General features: G+C 69.4%; 14 protein-coding genes. 8 read left to right on the forward strand and 6 right to left on the reverse strand.

Annotation, left to right across the window (positions count from 1 at the left end):
* Positions 1-59 precede the first annotated feature (59 nt).
* On the forward strand, positions 60-758 hold the full coding sequence (locus ACIBTM_RS37325; RefSeq protein WP_395881874.1) for a TetR/AcrR family transcriptional regulator: 699 nt from the start codon (positions 60-62) through the stop codon (positions 756-758).
* 97 nt (positions 759-855) lie between these two features.
* Entirely contained in the window at positions 856-1,797 is a 942-nt protein-coding gene (locus ACIBTM_RS37330; RefSeq protein WP_395881875.1) for an alpha/beta hydrolase, read from the forward strand.
* A gap of 5 nt (positions 1,798-1,802) precedes the next feature.
* Here the strand turns inward: ACIBTM_RS37330 and ACIBTM_RS37335 are convergent, their stop codons facing one another.
* From ACIBTM_RS37335 to tig, 6 genes are all read right to left on the reverse strand, one after another.
* Complete coding sequence (locus tag ACIBTM_RS37335; RefSeq protein ID WP_395881876.1) at positions 1,803-2,723, reverse strand: anti-sigma factor RsbA family regulatory protein; 921 nt, start codon at positions 2,721-2,723, stop codon at positions 1,803-1,805.
* A 75-nt stretch (positions 2,724-2,798) separates the two neighbouring features.
* Positions 2,799-3,179, reverse strand: a complete 381-nt coding sequence (locus ACIBTM_RS37340; protein WP_395881877.1) for a hypothetical protein — start codon at positions 3,177-3,179, stop codon at positions 2,799-2,801.
* A gap of 105 nt (positions 3,180-3,284) precedes the next feature.
* Entirely contained in the window at positions 3,285-4,580 is a 1,296-nt protein-coding gene (gene clpX / locus ACIBTM_RS37345) for an ATP-dependent Clp protease ATP-binding subunit ClpX (protein ID WP_016332355.1), read from the reverse strand.
* Between the two features lie 217 nt (positions 4,581-4,797).
* Entirely contained in the window at positions 4,798-5,469 is a 672-nt protein-coding gene (locus ACIBTM_RS37350; RefSeq protein WP_240594604.1) for an ATP-dependent Clp protease proteolytic subunit, read from the reverse strand.
* A 28-nt stretch (positions 5,470-5,497) separates the two neighbouring features.
* Entirely contained in the window at positions 5,498-6,100 is a 603-nt protein-coding gene (locus ACIBTM_RS37355) for a ClpP family protease (protein ID WP_395881878.1), read from the reverse strand.
* 172 nt (positions 6,101-6,272) lie between these two features.
* A complete protein-coding gene (gene tig / locus ACIBTM_RS37360; RefSeq protein WP_395881879.1) occupies positions 6,273-7,643 on the reverse strand; it encodes a trigger factor in 1,371 nt (456 codons plus the stop codon).
* A gap of 453 nt (positions 7,644-8,096) precedes the next feature.
* On the opposite strand from tig, the gene ACIBTM_RS37365 reads away from it, so the two are divergent.
* From ACIBTM_RS37365 to ACIBTM_RS37390, 6 genes are all read left to right on the forward strand, one after another.
* Positions 8,097-10,109 (forward strand): fatty acid desaturase, encoded by a 2,013-nt coding sequence (locus ACIBTM_RS37365; RefSeq protein WP_395881999.1) that lies wholly within the window; start codon positions 8,097-8,099, stop codon positions 10,107-10,109.
* 278 nt (positions 10,110-10,387) lie between these two features.
* Positions 10,388-11,914, forward strand: a complete 1,527-nt coding sequence (locus ACIBTM_RS37370; RefSeq protein ID WP_395881880.1) for a sensor histidine kinase — start codon at positions 10,388-10,390, stop codon at positions 11,912-11,914.
* Positions 11,915-11,918: 4 nt separating this feature from the next.
* Entirely contained in the window at positions 11,919-13,766 is a 1,848-nt protein-coding gene (locus tag ACIBTM_RS37375; protein ID WP_395881881.1) for an ArnT family glycosyltransferase, read from the forward strand.
* Between the two features lie 74 nt (positions 13,767-13,840).
* Complete coding sequence (locus ACIBTM_RS37380; protein ID WP_395881882.1) at positions 13,841-15,094, forward strand: glycosyltransferase; 1,254 nt, start codon at positions 13,841-13,843, stop codon at positions 15,092-15,094.
* A 3-nt stretch (positions 15,095-15,097) separates the two neighbouring features.
* Complete coding sequence (locus ACIBTM_RS37385) at positions 15,098-16,948, forward strand: ArnT family glycosyltransferase (protein ID WP_395881883.1); 1,851 nt, start codon at positions 15,098-15,100, stop codon at positions 16,946-16,948.
* A gap of 44 nt (positions 16,949-16,992) precedes the next feature.
* A complete protein-coding gene (locus ACIBTM_RS37390) occupies positions 16,993-17,814 on the forward strand; it encodes a hypothetical protein (protein WP_395881884.1) in 822 nt (273 codons plus the stop codon).
* The last annotated feature ends 77 nt before the right edge of the window (positions 17,815-17,891 follow it).

The following is a 17,891-nucleotide window of genomic DNA, read 5'->3' on the forward strand; positions in this document are numbered from 1 at the left end:
GCGCTGGGATAACGAGGTTATGCACTCTTTTATAACAGGGTTATGAGATACTGGCAAGCATGGCATCGAAACCCTCCGCCGCCGAGGTCAAGACCAAGCTGATCGAGGCGGCGATCCGGCTGCTCTCGGAGGGCGGTCCGGAGGCCCTTCAGGCCCGCAAGCTGGCGGCCGAGATCGGCGCGTCGACCATGGCCGTGTACACCCATTTCGGCGGGATGGGCGCACTGGTCGACGAGGTCGCGCGCGAGGGATTCCGGCGGCTGTCGGCGAATCTGGACGCGGTCGGGGAAACCGACGACCCCGCCGCCGACATGATCACCCTGGCGCTGGCGTACCGGCGGACCGTGGTGGACAACCCCCAGCTCTACGCGGTGACCTTCGGCCAGAGCCAGCCCAGCGGACAGAAGGCGGCGCTGGGCGACATGACCAACGAGGAGACCCGCCAAACCCTCAGCGAAGAGGGCGTCGAGGCCTTCAGCTACCTCGTCCGCGCCGCGAAGCGGGTGATCGACGCGGGCCGGATCCGCCCCGCCCCGGAGTTCGAAGTCGCCGCCCAGCTCTGGAGCGCCGTGCACGGCTACATCACGCTGGAGGTCGCCGGTCACTTCGGCGACGGCCGGAATGGCGTGGACCACATCCTGATTCCCCTGGCCACCGCCCTGGGCGTGGGCCTAGGCGACACTTACGAGGCCGCGACGCGGTCCGCGCGGCGCTCGATCGAGGCGTGGCGCGCGAAAGAGGGAAACATCGGCACCTGATCCGGCGATACCCCGGTCACAGGTCGGTGAACCGTGCAACCTTCGAGCGGAAACGCGCGTCTGACCTGGTGGAAGCTCAACGGGGGAACGGGGATAGGTGAACGAGGACGACCAGGGTCACACGACGCCGGCGGGGGTGGACGGCGCCCGCCGATGGCTGAGCCGTCGTTCCGTGCTGATCGCGGGCGCTTCCGGCCTCGGAGTCGCCGGGCTCGCCGCCGGAACCGCCACCGGAGCCCTGCCGTTCAGCGAAGCGCTCCAGCGGGCGCTCGGCGTCGCGTCGCCGACCCCGGCCACCCAGCTGGGCAGCCCCCGTGTCGAACGCGTCTACTCCGAAGCCCGCGGCCGCGAGGTCGATCTCGTGCTCATGCTGCCGACCAAGGCGCCGCCCAAGGGCTTGCCGATGTCGCTGATGCTGCACGGCCTCCACGGCACCGCGCGCCACGCGGCCCCGACAGGGCTGCTCAAGCAGCTCGGCAGCGACGTCGCCCGCAAGGCGGTGCCCCCGTTCGGGTTCGTCGCCGTCGACGGTGGCGACCACTACTGGCACGAGAACAAACCGGGCGACAACCCGATGGCCATGCTGCTCGAAGAAGTCCCCCGCTGGCTCGCCGCGCGCGGCCTCGGCGGCCGGGACGGGCAGCCGTTCGCCGCCACCGGGCTTTCGATGGGCGGCTTCGGCGCGCTGCTGTACACCCGGCGCCGTCTGGAACGTCGTCGCCCGCCCGCCGCGGTCGCGGCCCTCGCGCCCGCCCTGATCACGTCGTGGGCCGAGATGAGCAAACGGCGCGCGTTCCGCGACGCCGCCGACTGGGGCTCACTAGACCCGCTGCGCCATATCGACGTCACCAAGAGCGTGCCGACCGGGATCTGGTGCGGGACCGAAGATCCGTTCATCGGCGGGGTGCGGAAGTTCATCTCCGAGGCCCGGCCCATGGTCGCGCACACCGCGCGCGGCAAACACGGTGACAGCTTCAACCGCACGGTCGTGCCGAGCCTGATCGCGTTCCTCGGCAAGCACGTCCCGAAGAACGCCTGAGGCACTCAGACGCGGAAGTAGATCCTGGTCACGGTCGACCCCGGTCTCAGGTACTGCCGGACCAGGTCGGCGACCTGGTTCACCAGTACCAGGCCGCGTCCGCCGATCTGTCCCGGCGAGGCCGGCCGGCGGCCCGCCAGCGGATCGCGCAGCGTGCCTTCGTCGATGACCTCGCAGAGCACGTAGTCCTCTTCACGCCAGACACGGACGACACCGTGGCCCGAACCGTGCAGCACGCTGTTGGCGGACAGCTCGGCCACGGCGAGCACGAGATCTTCCACCCGCTCCAAGGCGAGCCCGTACTCCTCGGCCCGGTCCTGCGCGAAACTCCGCACCGCGCCGAGCCGGGCGAGGTCGAAGCGGAACGCGTCGGCCGCCGGCGGTTCGGGCAGCGGAAGGTTGTACTTCTCGACGACCGCGTCGGGGGCGTAACCCGCGCTCGGACGATCGCCCCCGGCGCCGGAGAGGGTCGGATGGGTCCGCTCGACGTCGGCGAGGACGTCGTCTTCGAGCCGATCGCGGTCGTACGGGCAAAGGATGCCGAGCTCGCGGTCACCGAAAGCGACGTTGATCAGCGCTTCGTGCTGCGCGCACGCCGGGTACTCGAGGGCCGACCGTCCCGCCCAGATCGGTTCGCCGATGATCCGCACCGGGCCCGGGCGGTTGTCCGCGAACGCGAGCAGCACACCGGGCAGGATGCGGCCCGGGTTACGGCCCGCCTCGGTCATGTCGATGAACTCGACACGGGCGGCGGAATCACCCAGTGCGGCTTCGATCAGCGCCAGATTCCGGCCGGGGACGGCCACCGCGACGGGCTCGCCGAGCTTCAGCCCCTCCAGGATGTACGGAACCGTACCTTTCAGGTACTCGGCGTCACCGGAGTAGAGCAGGCCAACGTGGGAGAAGAGACCCGCGGTGACTGTCACGGACACGTCATACCCCGTGGCCGCGGCTCTGAAACCCTGCTAACGGAGGGAAATGCCGGAATGGGCCCGCGCCGATCAGGCGAGCCAGCGTCCCGCCATCGAGATCAGCCAGAATCCGGCGAGCGTCGCACCGGCGAACAGCCCGGTCCAGGCGACGAGCGACTGATTCGCCTCCGCGCTTCGCGCCGCCTTGAGCCGGATGAGCGCGTACGCCGAAACGGCGAAGAACGGCAGCGGGATCAGCGGCAGGGGCGACAAGCGGACGACACCGGCCACCAGGCAGGTCGCCACCAGCACGCCCAGCGCGATCGTCAGCGCCCGCGGGATCCACGGATGCCCGCGGTAGGCCCCGACGACGATGCGTTCGGTGAGTTCGACGAGTCCCCTGACCTCGCGTGGACTCGCGGCTGCCAGCTCGGGAGCCTCGTTCTCGTCCTTCGTGGGAGTCAGCGGCACCTTCGCATCCTATCCCGGTCCGGTCACCGGCCGGACCGGGCCGGATAAACCGATGCCCCGGCCGGATGGATCCGGCCGGGGCATCGACGACGAAACCACGCTTCGTCAGGCGGACTTCTCACCGCGCTCGCTGCTGCGACGGCGCGACGGCTGACGCGCCACGATCGTCGGGTTCACGTTCTCGCGGACGGTCTGCTCGGTGATGACGACCTTCGCGACGTCGTCGCGGCTGGGGATGTCGTACATGACCGGCTGCAGGACCTCTTCCATGATCGCGCGGAGACCACGGGCGCCGGTGCCGCGGAGCACGGCCTGGTCGGCGATGGCCTCGAGCGCGGTCTTGGTGAACTCCAGCTCGACGTTGTCCATCTCGAAGAGCTTCTTGTACTGCTTCACCAGCGCGTTGCGCGGCGTGGTCAGGATGCTGACCAGCGAGTCCTTGTCGAGGTGGGTCACCGTCGCCACGACCGGGAGGCGGCCGATGAACTCCGGGATCAGCCCGAACTTGATCAGGTCCTCCGGCATGGTGTCGGAGAAGATGTCGCTCTCGTCGATCTCGGCCTTGGTGCGGATCTCCGCGCCGAACCCGAGGCCGCGTTTGCCGACCCGCTCGTTGATGATCTTCTCCAGCCCGGCGAACGCGCCGGCCACGATGAACAGCACGTTCGTCGTGTCGATCTGGATGAACTCCTGGTGCGGGTGCTTCCGGCCGCCCTGCGGCGGCACCGAGGCGGTGGTGCCCTCGAGGATCTTCAGCAGCGCCTGCTGCACGCCCTCGCCGGACACGTCGCGCGTGATCGACGGGTTCTCCGACTTGCGGGCGATCTTGTCGACCTCGTCGATGTAGATGATGCCCGTCTCGGCGCGCTTGACGTCGTAATCCGCCGCCTGGATCAGCTTGAGCAGGATGTTCTCGACGTCCTCGCCCACGTACCCGGCCTCGGTGAGCGCCGTGGCGTCCGCGATCGCGAACGGGACGTTCAGCATCTTCGCCAGGGTCTGGGCCAGATAGGTCTTGCCGCAGCCCGTCGGCCCCAGCATCAGGATATTGGACTTCGCCAGCTCGACCGTCTCGTCCTTGGAATCCTTCGGCCCGGCCTTGTCGTCGGACTGCACACGCTTGTAGTGGTTGTACACCGCCACGGCCAGCGATCGCTTCGCGTCGTCCTGGCCGATGATGTACTGCTCGAGGAACTCGTGGATCTCGGCGGGTTTGGGCAGCTCGTCGAGCTTGACCTCACCGGCCTCGGCCAGTTCCTCTTCGATGATCTCGTTGCAGAGATCGATGCACTCATCGCAGATGTAGACCCCGGGGCCGGCAATGAGCTTCTTCACCTGCTTTTGGCTCTTGCCGCAGAAAGAACATTTCAGCAGGTCGCCGCCGTCACCGATCCGTGCCATGGCCGTTGACCTCGTCCCCTCCGGCGCGATACGCGCCTGACTGTCTTACCGCCCCGGTCACGGATGACCTCTCGGAGCCTCACACACTGCCACTGACGGTACCCGTCCGATGCCGCCGACGGGAGAACCAACGTCACATCTGAGCACGCCAGAAGCTGACCATAGACCAGGGGTCCGGTGCGTGTCGTCACCCGACACGCACCGGTCCCCGGCACGATCAGCTGCTCGAAGCCTTGCGGTACTCGAGCACCTCGTCGACGATCCCGTACGCCTTGGCCTCGTCGGCCGTCAGGATCTTGTCGCGCTCGATGTCCTTCTTGACCTCGTCGGCGTCCTTCTTCGTGTGCTTCGCCAGGATGACCTCCATCTGGCGCCGCACCCGCTGGATCTCGTTGGCCTGGATCTCCAGGTCCGACACCTGGCCGTAGGTGCCCTCGGTGGCGGGCTGGTGGATCAGCACGCGCGAGTTCGGCAGCGTGAACCGCTTGCCGGGGGTACCGGCGGCCAGCAGCACCGCGGCGGCCGAGGCGGCCTGGCCGATGCACATGGTGACGATGTCCGGACGGACGTACTGCATCGTGTCGTAGATCGCCATCAGCGCGGTGAACGAGCCACCGGGCGAGTTGATCAGGATCATGATGTCGCGGTCCGGGTCCTCGTGCTCGAGGTGCAGCAGCTGGACCATCACGTCGTTCGCCGACGCGTCGTCGATCTGCACGCCGAGCATGATCTGACGCTCTTCGTACAGCTTGTTGTACGGGTTCGATTCCTTGATGCCGTAGCTCGTGCGCTCGACGTACGAGGGCAGGACGTACCGCGACTGCGGCAGTTGGAGCCGCGACTGCATCCCGGGCGCCTGCGACCCGTTCGGAAGCTGGAAGTTGCTCATTGAAATTCTCCTGTGTGCCGGGCGCGGATCAGCTGTTGGGAAGCGGGTTCTCACGAGTGAGGACCTGGTCCACGAAGCCGTAGTCCTTCGCCTCCTGCGCGGTGAACCAGCGGTCGCGGTCACCGTCCTGGACGATCTGCTCGACCGTCTGGCCGGTCTGCTCGGCGGTGATCCGGGCCAGCTCCTGCTTCCACTTGCCGAACACCTCGGCCTGGATGGCGATGTCGGAGGCCGTGCCGCCGACACCCGCCGAGGGCTGGTGCATGAGGATGCGCGCGTGCTGCAGCGCGTACCGCTTGCCGGGCGTGCCGGAGGAGAGCAGGAACTGCCCCATCGACGCGGCCAGGCCCATCGCGTAGGTCGCGACGTCCGGGCGGATCAGCTGCATGGTGTCGTAGATCGCGAAACCCGCGGTGACCGAGCCACCGGGCGAGTTGATGTAGAAGCGGATGTCCGACTCGGAGTCGTCTGCGTCGAGCAGCAACAACTGGGCGGTGATCCGGTTCGCGACCTCGTCGTTGACCTCGGAGCCGAGGACGACGATGCGCTCCTGGAGCAACCGCTCGAAGACCGAGTCGGTGAGGTTGAGCCCTGCGGTACCGGTCCGCGCCTGGGGCGTGTGCTGCGTCACGTCATGCCTGCCTTTTCGCCGACGGCGGCGGGTGGAACGTTCGCCGCCGCGTATGTCCAGATGCTTGAGGATCTTGCAACCGACCCTAACGAACTTGGGCGGTGCAGAATGCCTGACACCGCCCAAGTTCGCTTACAGCTTTACGGTCCGTTTCGACCGGACCGGATATTCCCTACTCGGCCGCAGTCTTCGCGGTCTCCTCGGTGACCTGCGTCTCCTCGGCTGCGGGGCCGAAAAGCTCTTCGAGGTCGACCGTGGCGCCGGAGGCGTCGGTCACGGTGGTCTTGCGGACCACCGAGGCCAGCGCCTTGCCGCGGCGGACGTCGGCGTAGATCGCGGTCAGCTGACCGGACTGCTGCGCCCGCTGGACGTACTCGTCCGGGCTGACGCCGAAGCGCTGCGCCTGGTAGATGATCCGCTCGGTGAGCTCGCCGTCGTTGACCGACGTCTGCTCGGCGTCGGCGATGCTGTCCAGCAGCAGCTGCGTGCGGACCGCCTTCTCCGACTCTTCGCGGACCTCGGTGTCGAACTCTTCGACCGTGCGGCCTTCGGCCTCCAGCGCCTTCGCGAACTGCGCCTCGTCGTGGTCAAAGGGGTGGATCGCGTCGTGCTTGCGGTTCTCGATCTCGGCTTCGAGGACCTTCTCCGGGATCGCGACCTCGGTGCGCTCAAGCAGCTCCTCGAGGACCTTGTCGCGGGCCTGGACGCCCTGCTGCATCTTCTTGACGCGGCCGAGGCGCTCGCGAAGGTCGCCCTTCAGCTCGTCGATCGTGTCGAACTCGCTCGCCATCTGGGCGAACTCGTCGTCCGCCTCGGGCAGCTCGCGCTGCTTGATGGTCTGCACGGTGACGGTGACGTCGGCGTCCTTGCCCGCGTGCTCGCCGGCGACCAGCTTCGTGGTGAAGGTCTTGGTCTCGCCGGCGTTCGCGCCGATGATCGCCTCGTCGATGCCGTCGACGAGCTGGCCGGAGCCGATCTCGTAGGACAGCCCGGTGGTCGAGGCCTCCTCGACGTCCTGACCGTCGACGGTGGCCGCGAGGTCGATCGAGACGAAGTCGCCGTTCTCGGCCGGGCGGTCGACACCGGTCAGGGTGCCGAAGCGGGCGCGCAGCTCGTCGAGCTGCTCGTCGACCTCGGCGTCGGTCAGTTCGACGTCGTCGACGCTGACCGCGAAGCCTTCGAGGTCGGGCAGCGAGATCTCCGGGCGGATGTCGACTTCGGCGGTGAACTCGAGGACCTCGCGGTCCTCCAGCTTGGTCACCTCGAACTCGGGCTGCCCCAGCGTGCGGACCTCGCCCGCGCGCACGGCTTCCATGTACTTGGCCGGAATGACCTCGTTGACGACCTCGTCGAGCACCGGGGCTCGCCCGATCCGGCTTTCCAGCACGCGAGCCGGCGCCTTGCCCGGGCGGAAGCCGGGGATGCGCACCTGCTGGGCGATCTTGCGGTAGGCGCGGTCGAAGTTCGGCTTGAGCTCGTCGAACGGCACCTCGACATTGATCTTGACTCGCGTCGGGCTGAGCTGCTCGACGGTGCTCTTCAACGTATTCTCCTCGAGCGGTAAACGATGTGTTTGAGCATCCGCATGTCTTCGACGGCGGATGTGCCCTGGTCACCTTGCAGACCGGGCCGTCCGAGTCTAGGCCGTGGCCCACATCGACCCGGTCCCGGGGCCATCAGCCCACCCTCGTCCGCCGATCACAGGTTTCGAGCAGCGTCCGGCCAACCGGCCCCCGGCCACCCGATCGGACCAGTTTTCGGTTCTTCTCTGTTACGAACCGGCCCTTTCCTGGACACGGATGCGTGCCACGCTTCACCATCGGACGCCGTGACGAGGCGTTTCGACAATGGGATGAAGTTTACAAACCAGTACTAATTGTCTACGGTGTGACAGCTTGTCCCGGTAGCCATCGACCGAGGGGAACGATCGATGACCGTCGCCGTAACCCGGTCCGAGGACACGGGGGAATCACCTGAGAGAAGACGGGCACGCGGTGTGCCCAACCCGCGGATCCCGCTGCCGATGGTTTCGGTGCCGACGGTGCTGCTGTTCGTCGGTGGCGCCATGGTCTGGACGGGTGCCACCTGGCTGGTCGTCAACGAGGCGGCGCCGCTCTGGGTGACCATTCCCCTGCACGCGCTCGTCACCTTCACCATGTTCACCGTGCTGCACGAGTCGACGCATCACGCGGCCGGGCGGCTCACCTGGGTCAACGAACTGCTCGGCAGGATCGCGATGCCGTTCGTGGCGGCCTACGGCTCCTTCCCCTTGGTGCGCTACATCCATCTGGAGCACCACCGCAACACCAACGAGGACGCCCACACCGACCCCGACGCCTGGACCGCGCACGGCCCCTGGTGGCAGTTGCCGCTGCGCTGGCTGACGATCGACCTCTGGTACGCCCGCTTCTACGTGGTGCGGCAGCGCACGCGGCCGCCGTCGGAGCGGATCGAGACCGCGGCCGTCGTCGCGCTGAGCCTCGCCGCGTTCGCCTGGCTGATCGTGAACGGCCACGGCTGGGAACTGCTCATGGTCTACCTGATCCCGCAACGTGCCGGGCTGGCCGTGCTGGCCTGGTGGTTCGACTGGCTCCCGCATCACGACCTCGGCGCGCAGCGGCAGAACCGGTTCGGCGCCACCCGCGTCCGCGTCGGGCTCGAATGGCTGATGACGCCGATCATGCTGTGCCAGAACTACCACCTGGTGCACCATCTCCACCCGGCGATCCCGTTCTACCGGTACCTGCGCACCTGGCGGGACAACCGCGACGCCTACCTCGCCAGGGACGTCCCGATCGCGACGCCGTGGGGCCGCGAACTGACGTCGTCGGAGTACCGCGAATGGCGCCGGCTCACCGGCTCGTTCGACGAGGAACCGCCCGCACCCCAGCCGCTGCGGCCGAGCCGGTTCCACTCGCTGCGGGTCGCCGAGGTCCGGCCGCTGTGCGAAGGCGCCGTCACCGTGACGTTCGAGGTGCCGGAGCGGCTGCGCGAGACCTTCCTTTTCACCCCCGGTCAGCACCTCGTCATCCGCGCGGAGGTCGACGGGGAAGAGGTGCGGCGCGCGTACTCGATCTGTTCGGCGCCGGACTCCGGTGTACTGCGGATCGCGATCAAGCATCAGCTCGGCGGCGCGTTCTCGACGTTCGCCACCACGGAACTCGCGGCGGGCGACGTACTGGACGTCCTGCCCCCGGACGGGGAGTTCACGCTGACCCCGGAGCAGGGCCGCGCCGGGCGTTACGTCGCGCTCGCCGCGGGCAGCGGGATCACGCCGATCCTGTCGATACTGACCGCGACCCTGCGAAACGAGCCGAACAGCAAGGCGACCTTGCTGTACATCAACACCTCCGGCGCCAGCACGATGTTCGCCGACGAGCTCGGCGCGCTCGCCGCGCGGCTGGGCGGACGGCTGCACGTCGTGCACTACCGCACCGACGAACGCGACCCGGACCTGCGCACGCAACGGCTCGAAAAGCCGTTCGACATCGTCGGCGAGGCGCTGGCCATCTCGCACGAGCGCTACCAGCGCGGCCGCCTCGACAGCACCCGCCTCCGCGCCCTGCTGCAGGCGCGGCTGCACCCGGCGAAGGTGGACGACTGGTTCCTGTGCGGCCCGCGCGACCTCGTCGACATGGCCCGCCGGACGCTCACCGAACGGGACGTCCCGGAGGAGAACGTCCACTTCGAACTGTTCCAGGGCGCGCTTCCCGTCCGCCCCTCGCGGCACCCCGGCTCGACGCTGACGGTGACCGCCGGCGGGAAGACCGTCGAAATCCCCGCGACGGTGGGCGAAACCGTGCTCAGCGCCGCGCTCCGGCACGGCGTCGACGCGCCATACGCGTGCGTCGGCGGGGCTTGCGGGACGTGCCGGGCGACCGTGGTGCGAGGCAACGCGCGGATGGACGTGCACTACGCACTCGGGGACGAAGAGGTCGCGGCGGGGCGGATCCTGACCTGCCGGGCGGTGGCCACCTCTCCCGAACTCGGCGTCGACTACGACCGCTGACCGCGGCCACAACGGTCGATGGGATCGAGTCGGTGGCGTGACTGAGTGGACGGCACGTGTGATCAGACGGACGACACGCGTGACTGGGTGGACGACACTCGGACGCGACCGGTCCTGACGCGAGACGTCCGGCTGGACACGCGTGTCGTCCACTCAATCACCTGTGTCGTCCGTCTGATCACGTGTGTCGCCCCGACGGTAGGTCTGTGACCGCGGCGCACAGCGGGCTCACAGGCGGGACACAACGCGCGCATACGACCGCGGCGCACGCTCGGGTCATGGCATCCGGTCCGACCACCGGCTCGCGCCGGTGGCCCCGGCCCGGGCGGCTTTCCCTGCGCGCCAAGCTGACCGGCTCGATGGTGCTGCTGCTCACGTTCGTCTGCCTCGTGATCGGCGTCGCCAGCGAGATCGCGCTGCGGTCGTTCCTCACCCGCCAGATCGACGACCAGCTCTCGGCCGCGTCGGCCCGCGCCCACGACTTCGCGAGCAGGCCGCCGGAGGACGGGCTCGGTCCCGATCCGCTCAACGCGCCGGGCCAGGCCTCCGGGACGCTCGGCGTGCGGGTCTCCGGCGACCGCGTGCTCTACGCGGGAGTCCTTACCGTGCAAGGACTTCCCCAAGGGCTGTCGGCCGAGCAGGAGGCCGGGCTGTTCTCGATCCCGGCGGACCGGCCGCCGATGACGCTGACGATCGGCGGGCTGGGCGATTACCGCGTGCAGGCCGCCTCGATCCCCGGCGGTGTGGTCGTTACCGGGCTCCCGCTCGGGCCGATGCAGGACACGCTGGCCACCGTCGGGTGGATCCTGTTCGGGGTCGCGGCGGCGGGCGTCACCGGCGCCGGGTTCCTCGGCGCGTTCGCCGTCCGGCGCACGCTGCGGCCCCTCGACCGGGTCGCGGCGACCGCGGGCCGGGTGTCGGCGATGCGGCTCGACCGCGGCCAGGTCGCGCTTTCCGTGCGGGTGCCCGAGATCGACACCGATCCGCGGACCGAAGTCGGCCAAGTCGGTTCGGCGCTGAACCTCATGCTCGGGCATATCTCGCGGGCGCTGGAAGCCCGGCAGGCCAGCGAGACCCGGGTCCGCCGGTTCGTCGCCGACGCGAGCCACGAACTCCGCACGCCGCTCGCGGCGATCCGCGGATACGCCGAACTCGCCGGCCGCGGCAGCGCGCTGGCACCGCCGGAGGTCGCGCGTTCGATGTCGCGGATCCAGTCCGAGGCGGCCCGGATGACGACGCTGGTCGAGGATCTCCTTCTGCTGGCGAGACTCGACGCCGGGCGGCCGCTCGAAGCGGGCGAGGTCGACCTCACCCGGCTGGCCGCGGACGCCGTCGGTGACGCGCACGTCGCAGGCCCGGACCATCGCTGGGAACTCCGGCTCCCGCCGGTGCCCGTCCTCGTCCGCGGCGATGTCCAGCGCCTGCACCAGGTACTGGCGAACCTGCTGTCCAACGCGCGCACGCACACCCCGCCGGGCACCACGGTGATCACCGCGCTGACCCGCTCGCACGGCGGGGCCGCGGTGCTCACCGTCACCGACGACGGTCCCGGTATCGCCCCGGAACTCCTTCCGAGCGTGTTCGAACGCTTCGCCCGCGGCGATTCCTCCCGGTCACGGTCCGCGGGCAGCACCGGGCTCGGGATGGCGATCGCGTCGGCCATCGTCGTCGCCCATCACGGCACGATCGAGGTGCACAGCCGTCCGGGGCGCACCGAGTTCGCCGTCCATCTTCCGGTGATCGGATCCTCACAGCGGGTGCACAGCTTCGGCACAACCACCCCCCAGGTCGGCCCCCGACGCTGAGGCCATGACCCTCCTCGCCTCCCGCGACGAAGCCGATCGAACCGCTCCCCCCGCCCGAGGCAGGCCCGCCGATCCGCGCTGGGCCCGGCCGTCCCTGGCCGCGCTTCTGCTCGCGACCGCCGTCCTGTACCTGTGGAACCTCGGGGAATCCGGCTGGGCCAACGCCTTCTACTCGGCGGCCGCGCAGGCCGGATCGCTGAGCTGGAAGGCGTTGTTCTTCGGTTCCAGCGACGCGGCGAACGCGATCACGGTCGACAAGACACCGGCGGCGTTGTGGGTGATGAGCCTTTCCGCGCGCCTGTTCGGCGTCGACGCCTGGAGTGTCCTGGTGCCGCAGGCGTTGATGGGCGTCGGCTCGGTGGCGTTGCTGTACGCCGCGGTGCGCCGGACGTCCGGTCCGGCCGCGGGGCTGCTGGCGGGCACCGTCCTCGCGCTCACCCCGGCCGCCGCGCTGATGTTCCGCTTCAACAACCCCGACGCGTTGCTCGTCCTGCTCTTGACCGCGGGCGCCTACTGCGTCGTCCGCGCACTGGAGAAGGCGAGCCCGCGCTGGCTGGCGCTGGCCGGAGTCGCCGTCGGTTTCGGTTTCCTCGCCAAGATGTTGCAGGCGTTCCTGGTGCTGCCCGCGTTCGGGCTCGCCTACCTGATCGCCGCGCCGACATCGCCGGGCAAACGCCTGCTGCACCTGCTCGGAGCTTTGACCGCAACCATCCTTGCGAGTGGCTGGTATCTCGCCGTCGTCGCGTTGTGGCCCGCGGCCGACCGGCCCTACATCGGCGGCTCGCAGGAGAACAGCCTGTGGGAGCTCGCTTTCGGCTACAACGGCCTCGGCCGCATCACCGGCGACGAGGTCGGCAGTGTCGGCGGGAGTCCCAACGGCGGCTGGGGCGGCACGGGCTGGGACCGGTTGTTCGGCAACGAGATGGCGGGCGGGATCGCCTGGCTCCTGCCGGCCGCCGCCGTCGCGCTGGCCGCCGGGCTGTGGTTCACGCGCCGTGCCCCGCGCACCGACCGCGGGCGGGCGGCGCTGATCGTCTGGGGTGGCTGGTTCCTGGTGACCGCCGCGGTGTTCAGCTATATGGGCGGCATCATCCACGCGTACTACACGATCGCGCTCGCCCCGGCGGTCGCCGCGCTCGTCGGGATCGCCGGGACACAGCTGTGGCGCGCACGGGGGAATCCGGCCGCCGCGGGCACCTTGAGCGCGGGGATCGGGTTGACCGCGCTGACGGCGTATCTCCTGCTGTCACGGCAACCCGACTGGCTTCCAGGGCTGGCGATCGCGGTCCTCGTGGCCGGTCTCCTGTGTGCCTTCCTGGTGTTCTTCGCGTCGCGGTTGCCTGACGCGGCAAGGCGTCTGGTCGCCGTCGGCGCGTTGGTCACGGTTCTCGCGGGCACCGGCGCGTATACGGTCGCGACGGCCGCCACCCCGCATTCCGGCGCGCTTCCCTCAGCCGGGCCGGATACCGGGCGGGGCATGCGGATGGGCGGCGGCGGGCTGCTCGGGACGAGCCTGCCCGGCGACGAGCTGGCCGCTTTGCTCCGGCGGGACAGCGCGAACCACACCTGGGCGGCGGCGACCGTGGGCTCCAACAACGCCGCGGGCTATCAGCTGGGCAGCGGCGCGCCGGTGATGGCCGTCGGCGGGTTCAACGGCACCGATCCGGCCCCCACGCTCGAACAGTTCCAGGAACACGTCCGCAATGGACGGATCCACTACTTCCTCGGCGAAGGCATGATGATGCGCGGGGAGACCGGCAGCGACGCCGCCGAGCGGATCGCCGCGTGGGTCGCGGAAACCTACGAACCGACCACTGTGGACGGTGTCACCGTCTACGACCTGAGCCGGTGAATCCCGTGACAGGACACAGCGACAGCACAGCTCGGGCACAAGGCGACCTCAGCGCGATGGCCGAGATTGAGGCCATGACAACCGCGATCCTCTCCGGCGCCGACACCGGCCGCCGCCCCGCCATCGCCCCGGACGGCTCCCCCGTGCTTGACGTCGTCATCCCGGTCTACAACGAGGAGAACGACCTGGAACCGTGCATCCGCAGGCTGCACGCGCACCTCGTGGAGCAGTTCCCGTACCCGTTCCGGATCACCGTCGCCGACAACGCCAGCACCGACGGCACACTGCGCGTCGCGGAACGGCTGAGCCGCGAGTTCGACGCCGTCGAAGTCCAGCACCTCGAAGAAAAAGGCCGCGGCCGCGCGTTGCGTGCCGTTTGGTCCACTTCGGACGCTCCGGTGCTCGCGTACATGGACGTCGATCTCTCGACGGATCTGGCCGCGCTCGGGCCGCTCATCGCGCCGCTGCTGTCCGGCCATTCCGACCTCGCCATCGGCAGCAGGCTAGCCCGTGGCGCGCGGGTGGTGCGCGGGCCGAAGCGGGAGTTCATCTCCCGCTGCTACAACCTGATCCTGCGCGGCACGCTGGCGGCGAGGTTCAGCGACGCGCAATGCGGTTTCAAGGCGATCCGCGCCGACGTCGCCGAACGGCTGCTCCCCCACATCCAGGACACCGGCTGGTTCTTCGACACCGAACTGCTCGTGCTGGCACAGAAGGCCGGGCTGCGGATCCACGAGGTCCCGGTCGACTGGGTGGACGACCCGGACTCGTCGGTGAACATCATCGCCACCGCGACCGCCGACCTCAAAGGCATCGCACGGCTGGCCAAGGCGACGATGACCGGGCGGATCCCGATCAGTGGCCTGCGCGAACAACTCGGCCGCGCGCCGATCCAGGTACAGGCGCCGGGGGTGGCGCCGAGCCTGGTGCGGCAGCTGGTGCGGTTCGCCGCCGTCGGTGTCGCGAGCACCGTCGCCTACCTCGTGCTCTTCCTGCTGCTGCGGACGTTCACCGGCGCGCAGGCGGCGAACCTCGTCGCGCTGCTGGTGACGGCGATCGGCAACACCGCGCTCAACCGGCGCCTGACCTTCGGGATCCGCGGCCGGGAAGGCGCCGGGCTGCACCAGTTCCAGGGGCTCATCGTGTTCGGTCTCGGGCTCGCGCTCACCAGTGGCGCCCTGGCGCTGCTGCACACGATGACCGCGCCCGGGCTGGCGCTCGAGATCACCGCGCTCGTGCTCGCGAACCTCGCGGCCACCGTCCTGCGCTTCCTGCTGCTGCGCGGCTGGGTGTTCCGCCGCCGTCCCGCCACCGAGATGGAGAGCTGATCCATGACCACCGCACTCGCTTCCCGGGCGGAACCCGGCCACGTCGGGGAAACCGCCACGAAGCCACCCGGCCGATGGGTCCGGCCCGCCGTTTTCGGGCTGCTCGCCGCCACCGCACTGCTGTACTTCTGGAACCTGACCGCCTCCGGCTACGGCAACTCGTTCTACGCGGCGGCCGTGCAGTCGGGCACCCAGGACTGGAAGGCGTGGCTGTTCGGCTCCCTCGACGCGGGGAACGTGCTGACCGTCGACAAACCCCCGGCCGCGCTCTGGGTCACGACGGCGTTCGCCCGGCTCTTCGGCTTCTCCAGCTTCACCGTGCTGGCCCCGCAGGCGCTGATGGGGGTGGCCTCGGTCGGTTTGCTGTACCTGACGGTGAAGCGGACCTCCGGGCCCGTCGCCGGCCTGTTCGCCGGGGCGGCGCTCGCCGTCACCCCGGTCGCCGCGCTCATGTTCAAGTTCAACAACCCGGACGCGCTGCTGACGCTGCTGCTGATCGCGGGCGGGTACTGCACGATCCGCGCGATCGAAAAGGCGAGCCCGCGGTGGCTGGCGCTGGCCGGGGTCGCCATCGGGTTCGGCTTCCTGACCAAGATGATGCAGGCGTTCCTGGTGCTGCCCGCGTTCGGGCTCGCGTACCTGGTCGCGGCGCCGGCTTCGCTCGGCAAACGCCTGCTGCACCTGCTCGGAGCTTTGAGCGCGGTCGTCGTGTCGGCGGGCTGGTTCATCGCGCTGGTCGACCTGTGGCCGACCGATTCGCGGCCGTACATCGGCGGCTCGGAAGGCGACAGCCTGCTCGAACTCGCCTTGGGCTACAACGGGCTCGGCCGGATCTTCGGCATGGGCGGCGGAGTGATGGTCGGTGGCCCTGGCGGCGCCGTCAGCTCCGGCGGCGGGAACGTCGGCTTCGGCGGGGAGAGCGGTCTGACCCGGATGTTCGGCGCGAGCTTCGGCGGCGAGGTGTCGTGGCTGCTGCCCGCCGCGCTGATCGGGCTGGTCGCGGGGCTGTGGTTCACCAGGCGGGCCGCCGGGACCGACCGGACGAGGGCCGCGCTGATCGTGTGGGGCGGCTGGATGCTCGTCACCTCGCTGGTGTTCAGCTTCATGAGCGGGATCGTGCACCCGTACTACGCCGTCGCACTGGCGCCGTCGATCGCCGCGGTGGTGGCGATCTCCGGGACCGCGCTGTGGCGCGGCCGGGCGCATCTCGCGCCCCGGGTGTTCCTGTCGCTGATGATCGCGGCCAGCGCCGTCTGGGCGTACATCCTCCTGGACCGTGACGCGGACTGGCTGCCCGCGTTGCGCTGGATCATCGTCGGCCTCGGTCTGGTGACCGCCACCGTCGTGCTGGTGGGTGTCCCGCCGATGCGCAGACTCGTCGCCGTCGTCGCGACGGTCTCCGTGCTGACGATCGGCCTCGGCACGACCGCGTACGGCATCGAGACCGCTTCGCAGTCGCACTCCGGCTCGATCCCGATCTCCGGCCCGTCCACCGGTGACGAGCGCGGAATGGGCATGGGCATGGAGGAGGGGTCCTCGGCGGAGATCGGCGCCACCCTCGCCGCCACCACGACGAAATGGGCCGCCGCGACGTCGAGTTCGCAGTCCGCGGCGAACCTCGAACTCGCGAGCGGGAAGTCGGTGATCGGCATCGGCGGCTGGAGCGGCCGGGACCCCGCTCCGACGCTGGCCGAATTCCAGCAGTACGTGGCGAACGGCGACATCACCTACTACGTCGAAGGTGGCCGCGGTGGCGGGCCGGGCGGCGGCTCCAACGAGATCTCCGAATGGGTCGCCGAGAACTTCACCGCCACCACGGTCGGCGAGCAGACGGTGTACCACCTGCTTTCCTGAAAATGCTTCGACAAACCTTGGGGCGCACGGGAATCCTGGACGGCGTGAATCGGCCGTACCGCTGGGATCTCGTGCGCCCCGACCAGCTCGGGACGCTACTGGAGCGCGCCGAAGAACCGTCGTTGTGGTTCCTGGACGAACTGATCGAATGCGCCGCGAAGGTGATCGCCCGGGCGGGAGACGCGGACCTCTACTTCGTCGGCCGCTCCGCGGACAGCGTGCACGATCTGCTGAGCGGAACCCCTTGGCGGGAAAGGATCCACCAGTTGCCGCTGTCGTTCGCGGGAACCGGTTCGGGACTGGCGGAGTCCGATGTGGACACTCTTCGCGACTATCTCGCTTCGGCGGGCCTGAGCCCGTACGATCTGGCCCGCGGACGGCCGAAGGTGTTCGTCGACCTCGTCTACACAGGACAGACGTTCACCGACCTCTACCGGCTGTTGCGGAAGTGGATCGACGACGAACGCGAGGCCTGGAGCATCATCCGCGGCCGGCTCCGGTTCCTCGGGATCACCATCCGCGAGGACACCACCCCGTCGGCGTTCCGCTGGCAGCAGCACTTCGGCTGGCCCGCCGACCTGCCCGCGAACGGCGTCCGGAACATCTCGCTCGACGAGCCGGTGTGGCTCTACTTCGGGAACACCCAGCCCAAGCTCACGGCGTCGTTCCCGCGGCCGCGCTGGTCGGACGAGAACGGGCGCGCGCCGGAGCATTCGGAGGAGCGGCTGCGGGGGCTCGCCGAGGCGGTCGCGATCGTCGAGGCCGGGCGTTCGAAGGCGGGCCGGGACCTGCTCGTGCGGCATCTGCGGAAGGAACCGGCGATGGCGGAGAGCTGGCTACGGACGCTGATCACGCGGCTGCGCTGACCGCCGACAGCGGTCCGACACCGAACCCTCAGGTCACCCACAGGATTCAGGCGGATCCTGGAAGCAGGGAATCACCC

This window comes from Amycolatopsis sp. NPDC049868 (assembly GCF_044461365.1).
Lineage (GTDB): Bacteria > Actinomycetota > Actinomycetes > Mycobacteriales > Pseudonocardiaceae > Amycolatopsis.

Coding starts and splice junctions, on each gene's coding strand:
- ACIBTM_RS37325 (WP_395881874.1), top strand. CDS start 60: ATGGCATCGAAACCCTCCGCCGCCGAGGTCAAGACCAAGCTGATCGAG.
- clpX (WP_016332355.1), bottom strand. CDS start 4,580: ATGGCACGGATCGGTGACGGCGGCGACCTGCTGAAATGTTCTTTCTGC.
- ACIBTM_RS37350 (WP_240594604.1), bottom strand. CDS start 5,469: ATGAGCAACTTCCAGCTTCCGAACGGGTCGCAGGCGCCCGGGATGCAG.
- ACIBTM_RS37370 (WP_395881880.1), top strand. CDS start 10,388: ATGGCATCCGGTCCGACCACCGGCTCGCGCCGGTGGCCCCGGCCCGGG.
- ACIBTM_RS37375 (WP_395881881.1), top strand. CDS start 11,919: ATGACCCTCCTCGCCTCCCGCGACGAAGCCGATCGAACCGCTCCCCCC.
- ACIBTM_RS37380 (WP_395881882.1), top strand. CDS start 13,841: ATGACAACCGCGATCCTCTCCGGCGCCGACACCGGCCGCCGCCCCGCC.
- ACIBTM_RS37385 (WP_395881883.1), top strand. CDS start 15,098: ATGACCACCGCACTCGCTTCCCGGGCGGAACCCGGCCACGTCGGGGAA.